8 protein-coding genes are annotated in these 6,284 nt (G+C 59.4%); 4 read left to right on the plus strand and 4 right to left on the minus strand.

Going from position 1 to position 6,284, the window contains the following annotated elements; genetic code table 11:
* Positions 1-270: 270 nt before the first annotated feature.
* Complete coding sequence (locus tag AB4Y99_RS24265; RefSeq protein ID WP_441525118.1) at positions 271-492, plus strand: hypothetical protein; 222 nt, start codon at positions 271-273, stop codon at positions 490-492.
* Positions 493-548: 56 nt separating this feature from the next.
* On the opposite strand, the gene AB4Y99_RS24270 is transcribed toward AB4Y99_RS24265, so the two are convergent.
* Positions 549-848 (minus strand): hypothetical protein, encoded by a 300-nt coding sequence (locus AB4Y99_RS24270; protein ID WP_441525119.1) that lies wholly within the window; start codon positions 846-848, stop codon positions 549-551.
* Between the two features lie 231 nt (positions 849-1,079).
* Between AB4Y99_RS24270 and AB4Y99_RS24275 the strand changes: the two genes are divergently transcribed.
* Positions 1,080-1,346, plus strand: a complete 267-nt coding sequence (locus AB4Y99_RS24275; RefSeq protein ID WP_113254286.1) for a hypothetical protein — start codon at positions 1,080-1,082, stop codon at positions 1,344-1,346.
* 646 nt (positions 1,347-1,992) lie between these two features.
* Positions 1,993-2,166 carry a hypothetical protein gene (locus AB4Y99_RS24280; protein ID WP_441525120.1) on the plus strand — a complete coding sequence of 58 codons (174 nt, stop codon included), beginning with the start codon at positions 1,993-1,995 and terminating at the stop codon, positions 2,164-2,166.
* A 574-nt stretch (positions 2,167-2,740) separates the two neighbouring features.
* On the opposite strand, the gene AB4Y99_RS24285 is transcribed toward AB4Y99_RS24280, so the two are convergent.
* The 3 genes from AB4Y99_RS24285 to AB4Y99_RS24295 form a co-directional block, all read right to left on the minus strand.
* Positions 2,741-3,277 carry a PAS domain-containing protein gene (locus AB4Y99_RS24285; protein WP_441525121.1) on the minus strand — a complete coding sequence of 179 codons (537 nt, stop codon included), beginning with the start codon at positions 3,275-3,277 and terminating at the stop codon, positions 2,741-2,743.
* 71 nt (positions 3,278-3,348) lie between these two features.
* A complete protein-coding gene (locus tag AB4Y99_RS24290; protein ID WP_038366476.1) occupies positions 3,349-3,561 on the minus strand; it encodes a hypothetical protein in 213 nt (70 codons plus the stop codon).
* A gap of 6 nt (positions 3,562-3,567) precedes the next feature.
* Positions 3,568-4,950 (minus strand): GNAT family N-acetyltransferase, encoded by a 1,383-nt coding sequence (locus tag AB4Y99_RS24295; RefSeq protein ID WP_441525122.1) that lies wholly within the window; start codon positions 4,948-4,950, stop codon positions 3,568-3,570.
* An 86-nt stretch (positions 4,951-5,036) separates the two neighbouring features.
* Between AB4Y99_RS24295 and AB4Y99_RS24300 the strand changes: the two genes are divergently transcribed.
* Positions 5,037-6,074, plus strand: coding sequence for a LysR family transcriptional regulator (locus AB4Y99_RS24300; RefSeq protein WP_441525123.1), 1,038 nt, complete (start codon positions 5,037-5,039; stop codon positions 6,072-6,074).
* Positions 6,075-6,284 lie beyond the last annotated feature (210 nt).

The raw sequence follows: 6,284 nt of genomic DNA on the forward strand, positions 1-6,284 counted from the left end.
TCTTCACTCTTCACCCCGCGTCGGCCCGAATACGCTTGAGTGCTACACTGACGTATTGCGGTGCGGCACAGAGCTTGATCCTGTCATGGGCGGAGCCGTCCGCAGTCCGCAAGCGGACGCTCCCAATGTCCAGAGAGGGTCGTTAGCGGACATCAAATTGCCCCGTCAGCTTCGGCTGGCGGGGCCATTTTTTTGTCTGGTACCCCGCTTGCGAGCGGCGCCGTCGCACCTAGATTTTTCATTGCAACTCCAATTTTTGGGGAAGGAGCCATGCCTTTTTCATCGTTGACGGACCCGGCGGATCTCGCCCGGGCTTATGCCGCGTTGGAAGCTGTATGGAGCGAGGTGAAGTCGACTATTCCCGAGCAGGAGCACGATAAGGAGCGGCGGAGGATTGCCTATCTCGTCGCGGGATTTGCGCCGATCGCGCTCGACGAGGAAGACCTCAAGCAAAATGTCTTGCTACACATTCGACAGGATGCCTTGGCCTGAGGGCGCCATCAAGCACTGCCCGGTCTCGCTTCGGCCGGGGCCGGGCAATTTTCGTTTCAAGCTGCCTGATGGTCTCGGGTGGCCCTGTCCTCAACGTATTGGCGGCGCGTCGCCGCGGTGTTGGGAAGACCACGTTCAGCTAGCCACGCCATGAATTCCTCGGGGCGAACAGTGACAATCYGAAGCGCTCGTCCCCGGGCCAGCCAAGCGTTCATCACGGCTATGGCATTGGCATGCCAGGCCTCATAATCGCGCGGCATCTCGTCCTGATCCTGAGCGAGATCCCAAAGAGTATCGAAGTCCTCTCGCTCATACCAAGGCAATGCGACCGTGTAGGACTCGACTGTCGGTTTCATGTCCGCTCCAAACTCCGGGATCGATCTCCGCGTGACTCAAATGCAGGAAGTCAATTCCAGCAGGCTACCCCGCCCGTCGGGCGCGATCCAGAAAAAACCAGATTAATCAGCATGTTAACCCGCTCATTCAGGCTCGACCGAGAAAGATCCTCCAAACAAGTTTCTTGAAACAAAATGGCATGTGGCGCATTTTACCCATAGAACGACTGTTGGGGTGAATGAGTAACCGCCATGACAGAGACCACCGGGAAGGGCAATGAACTGGCGCGCGGTGAGCGCCTTCAGATCATGATCGATCAGGAAGAGCTGCAGGCTCTGGAGGATTTCCGTTTTGACAATCGGATGCCCAGCCGTGCCGCGGCGATCAGGGAGCTCCTGCGCCGCGGTTTGGCCGCGACGGGCTACGACCTCGATGGCAAGCGAAGAGCTTCGAGCGAATATGGCGTGACCCGCAGCTCATCGAATGGCCAAGGCGAGGCGGGATTGTCTGAGGATTGAATCCCGCGGCTGCCAGAACGGTACATCAACCGACGTCGACAGGCGGTCGAGGCGTCAGGACGATTGCCGGTGTCATGGCGGCATAGATTGCCAAAATGACCAGGATTGCGGCGACTGCCAGCCAGATCCAGAATTCGAGAGGAGGCTCGGTCCGTTTCATCCGTGAGAAATCGCGGCTGCGAAGCMTTGTTCCGCGGATTAGTCCTCGCACCTCGTTAGCGCGTCCTCATAGTGGAGCGGAGTTCCGTCCTCCAGCGAGCGGGAGACAGTGGATAGGCCGGGCGGCTGCCCTGTAGCTCCCGCTAATTCATCAGGCCCGGCCCGCTCGCGTGGTGCCGGGCCTTTTTCGTTCTGAGCCGAACGGTTGCTGTGGATCTGGCGCGGAAGCGGACCTCAGCTTGCTTTAGCTTGCGACGTTTCAGCGCAGCAGGCAGATAAGACTATCTCTTATGTTTCCGGGGGCGGAGGTGAGACATCGTGGCTTTCGTTGTGCCGTATGGGCCTTCGTTTTGGGGGCGCTTGTTTGCACCTCTGCGCTAATTGCCAAGACCACTCCAGCATACCGGGCTCACTTCAAGCCGCCAGCCGGTCCAATCGCGGAACGGCTTGCTGCCGTCGAGCACAGCCCAGGCAAGCGGCGAACGCCATGTTGATGCGCTCGATCACCTGGTCGAGTCTCAAGGCGTGGGGTGTGCGGCTGATGAAGACCAAGGGCCGCCGGCGCGCCATCGTGGCGGTCGCGCGCAAGATCGCCGTCGTGCTCCATCGCATGTGGGCCGACGGTACCGACTTCCGCCTGGGATCGGAGGCAACGGCATGACCTGATCACAGCTCACACCGATCCCGACCGGGATCGTCCCACGCGGACGACGCGATGGATGAAGCCGAAAATGTCTGCTGCGCTCTCAGCGCGTCCAACAGCGAGGCTCTCCAGACCCAATCTGATGCATGCGTGCAGCGCCTTCGCTCGACAGAAGCCACCAGACTGCGAAGAGAAGCGTGRCCCGCGTGRACGAGCCCCGGCACAGAGGTGCAATCCGAGCTTGACCCAACYGCCCGATTAGAGAAGCRGGCATTCTCGAGGTTGGCAATGGGTCGAAAGCGGTCAGTTGTACGCGTTAAGCAACGGAGCGTTCCCCGCGTGACGGGTTGCCCAACGRACCAGCCCTCAAGGGGAGCTATCACCTGCTTWGGGTTTGGAGAAATCTGGGGTYTMGGCAATKTGCCCGAACCGCATTCGAGAACCACTCCGTAAAGGGCGCGAGTTGGTGCAGCATCGCGATCAGGGCGTCCGGCCGCTGATCGACGAAAGCCCCGAAGCGTCGTCCCTGGTCAAACARCAAGACGKCTCGCTGCAAAGTAGGAGGCGATCTGAGCCCGGCCGGTGAAGACTCTCACCGAACGACGGAAATCCGCGGGCACGGCTTTGGTGGTATCTTCTCYCTCGACGCTAGACGGGTGGCCATCTCCRTCAGAGCCATGTCGATGAAGAGGGAGAGCGATTTTCCGCCGGCCCCTCGCACAAGCTGGGCCGCATYCAGCAAATGGTCTGCGGCCATCGCAAGAGGGTGCTCGTCGGGCTGCTCCCAGACGTGAGCGCCGCCGAGATATTCCAGAGGGCGCCCGCCCCGCCCAGCCCGCACACAGCTTCCCGCGATTTCGATACGGTGAAGCGCCTCAGAGCTCATGACGCGATAACTGAGGCTGATATCGCCACCATAGAACGAGGCTCGCTCAACCGCCTCGACATAGGAAGCCCGATCATCCGGGTGGATCAACTGGGCGATGCGCTCCGGTTTGACGCCGGCGCGCCCCTCAGTTGGATCGATACCAAGGAGCAACGCCAGTTCTGCGCCCAGGAAAACAGAATTCGATGCCACCAGCCAACGCCAAGCGCCGGCAAACCGCGCAACATCGATCGGAAGTCGCATGTCAGTCTCCTTTGGAGCGTTTCGGGTTGGGGAGCGCTTCCCCGGAGATGTGCCGGGGAAGCAGAGTGGGTTTATCGTCCGGACGGGGGAGGCTTGAACTCGGCAATCGCGCCGGCCTTGAGAGCCTTCCCCTTGATGAGCTCGACTTTGGCYAGACCCAATAGAGCTGCGCTGACCGGGTCGATCTTCGACGCATCCTGGATCAGGACATCGACTCGGGTGATGAGGACGTCGATCGGATCGCAAATCGAGCGATCCGAAAACACGGGACGGGCGTCAACCATGGATGTTCATCTCCTGATGTCGCCGTAAATCAAGGGCGGCCACGARTTCTCGCTGCAATCCGGCGACTCGCCGTAGAACGGATTCACGCAACCGGGGATGTCGCGATCCGGCCGCATKGTCCGCATCTGAGGAGCGGGAACGAATTCGGTCGAGCCGGCCACGGCGAGGGCTACGTCATCGAMGACCGCAGATTTGGGCGCAGCCGCCTCCAAGGGGCCTGGTCGATCCCATTGGCCCTCCGGCCGWATCAGGACGTTGGCGCCGGAGAGRTGCGACAGTTGCTCGGTAGGCGYCTCGGTAACAAGGTCGATCTCGTAATAGACCTCGTCGGTCAGATAGCTCAGCCCCGGCCCCRAGCGRCGCTCGAACCCGAAATGCTCCCAGAGCTTGAGAACGGGCGCGGCGGCTTGACCGTAGAAGCGCCGATACCCCTTGGCCTTGCCGAAGGCGATCGCGGCGCGAATGAGATCGAGGGCAASGCCGCCACGGCAGCGGGGCAGCACGGCCAGACGCTCGAGCTTGATGAAATCCGCGAAATAGCGGATCCGAATGCAGCCGGCCGGCTCRTCCCCGACGAAGCCRAGCAAGTGAGTGGCRGTGAAATCRTTGCCATCGACATCCTCGGCATAGGGGATGGAGCGCTCCTCGACATAGGCTGCTCCGCGAATGGCGATGCATTTCAGCAGATCGTCGAGCGAATGCACGACCGAGACCGAAGTCCTCCTRGTTCCGGCATGCCGGCCGGGGAGGAAATTGTCGTAGGGCTTGCGRTTGGCCGCTGGATCCGGGACGGCGCAGCTCATCAGCTCGCGGGAGTGCAACATCTCGTAGGTCGCGCCCTGCGAGAATCCCATGCTCTCGAAAAGCGCYTTYGCCTTGGCGTTTGCAGCCTTGCAGAAAATTGGCAGGTCGCGGTTCTTGTCGCTGGTCATTCTTTCCATGACGAGCGACATGCCGCCGCCATGCCCAAGCTCGGCCGGAATATGGATGAACCAGAAGTAYAGRGCGSCGGGCCGCTGATGCGGCTTRCAGATGAAYTTTAGGGCCGGCTSCGCCGTATYCAGCTCGCCGGTGAACAACGCCAGGACGCCTTCCTGCGTCAGCGGGAGATGCGCGAGCATGCCCACCGGCGCCTGGTTCCGACACACGACGTGCTCTCGGGCGAAGGCAACGAACGTATCGGGATTGTGCTTGAAGACCGCGAGAACAGTCTTTGTCTCAGCGATACCAGGAATATCCTTGCTTGCCATTTCCAATGAATGACAGATGATGTCGTTCTGCGGCGTGAAGGTAACGAATCCGCGTCCGTAGCGTGTGTAGTCGAGTGAGCGAAAATTGCGCGGGGCTGGCGCAATATTGAAGTGCTCCTTTGAGTAGCTAATTCCCATAACGCAAATCCTTCTGGATACGAGGAACTGGGTACGCAACAACCCAAAGGTTAATCCGAAAATTCGGGGGCGGGGATAGATTTGAAATGACGCACGTTAGCTCTGAAATTGCACACCCTGGCATGCACGGCGAAATGAGCTTCAACTGGGACGACATCAGAATTTTCTTGAAGGTTGCAGAATGCAAAAGCATTCGTGCGGCCTGCATAGATACGGGCCACACMCATAGTTTCGTCAGGAATCGCCTCAAAGAACTTGAGAATCAGATCGGGGCGATTCTATTCCACCGGCAGCCGACCGGGCTCACTCTGACCGAGACCGGAGAGCGCCTGACCACCGTGGCGAAAAGTGTGCAGCGTCAGGCCCGAGCATTCGCMGCTTTTTCCAATCGSCGGCAACCCGAGCTTCGCTCCGTTGTTCGCGTCGGCATCACCGAAGGGCTGGGCGTATTCTGGCTTACGCCRATGTTCAACGATTTGCGCGGCAAGCATCCAGATATTCAGTTTGATTTGCGTTGTTCCATGGAGCTGCCGAAGATTTCCGAGCTTGATGTCGACCTCGCGATTCAACTGGAAAAACCAACTGACCCGGAGCTGATAGTCCGAAAGATCGGAAAATTGCACGTGGTTCTGTATGCATCGGAGGGCTACATCGCGAAGCACGGCGCGCCCGCAAGCAAATGCGACATCGACAAGTTTCACCTCATCGAAATCGTCGGGCCTCAGATCCGCAGCGAGGAAGTCAAGGAGAAGATGACKTCGACGGATAAGCGCCGCTTCGTCAGCTTGCGCGTGAACTCTAGCTCTGCTCAGTTCATAGCMGCGCTAAGCCATCATGGCGTATCCGCCTTTCCCACCTACGTGCCGGTTGTCTCTCGCGGCCTGGTACACGTCGCACARGACTTCGTCCTRGAGCGTGACATCTGGCTTGCGTATCATCCTGCCTCAGGGGAGCTTGCTCACGTCCGGCGCACCATTGATTGGATCATCTCCTCATTTGATCCAGCCCGTTTCCCCTGGTTCCGGGACCAATTCATCAGCCCTGCTGAAATCGAGAAAATGATGTCCGAACAAGGCGGTAAGAGTTTGTTTACTCCTGCATGTACTCTGAGYTTTGCATCCTAATCGCCTTGCTCTGTCCGGAGCCGGCCGTAGCGGGCGTCAGTCATGCCAAGCTCAAGACYCGCCAAGCTGCCTTCGCTCGTTGCTCAAATTCGTCAACTGGCCGACGAAGCTGCGTCGCTCAACAATCCGATCCTGGATCAATTATTGTCCGCGGCAGCCCATGAGCTTTTGAGCTTGCAAAAGGACGGGGCCAGCGGTGAGGATGAAGCA

This window comes from Allobosea sp. TAB14 (assembly GCF_052113865.1).
In the GTDB taxonomy this organism is placed as follows: domain Bacteria; phylum Pseudomonadota; class Alphaproteobacteria; order Rhizobiales; family Beijerinckiaceae; genus Allobosea; species Allobosea spartocytisi.

What these genes read in the sequence shown, in the direction of transcription:
- AB4Y99_RS24265 (WP_441525118.1), top strand. Translation starts at nt 271, where the DNA reads ATGCCTTTTTCATCGTTGACGGACCCGGCGGATCTCGCCCGGGCTTAT.
- AB4Y99_RS24275 (WP_113254286.1), top strand. Translation starts at nt 1,080, where the DNA reads ATGACAGAGACCACCGGGAAGGGCAATGAACTGGCGCGCGGTGAGCGC.
- AB4Y99_RS24280 (WP_441525120.1), top strand. Translation starts at nt 1,993, where the DNA reads ATGTTGATGCGCTCGATCACCTGGTCGAGTCTCAAGGCGTGGGGTGTG.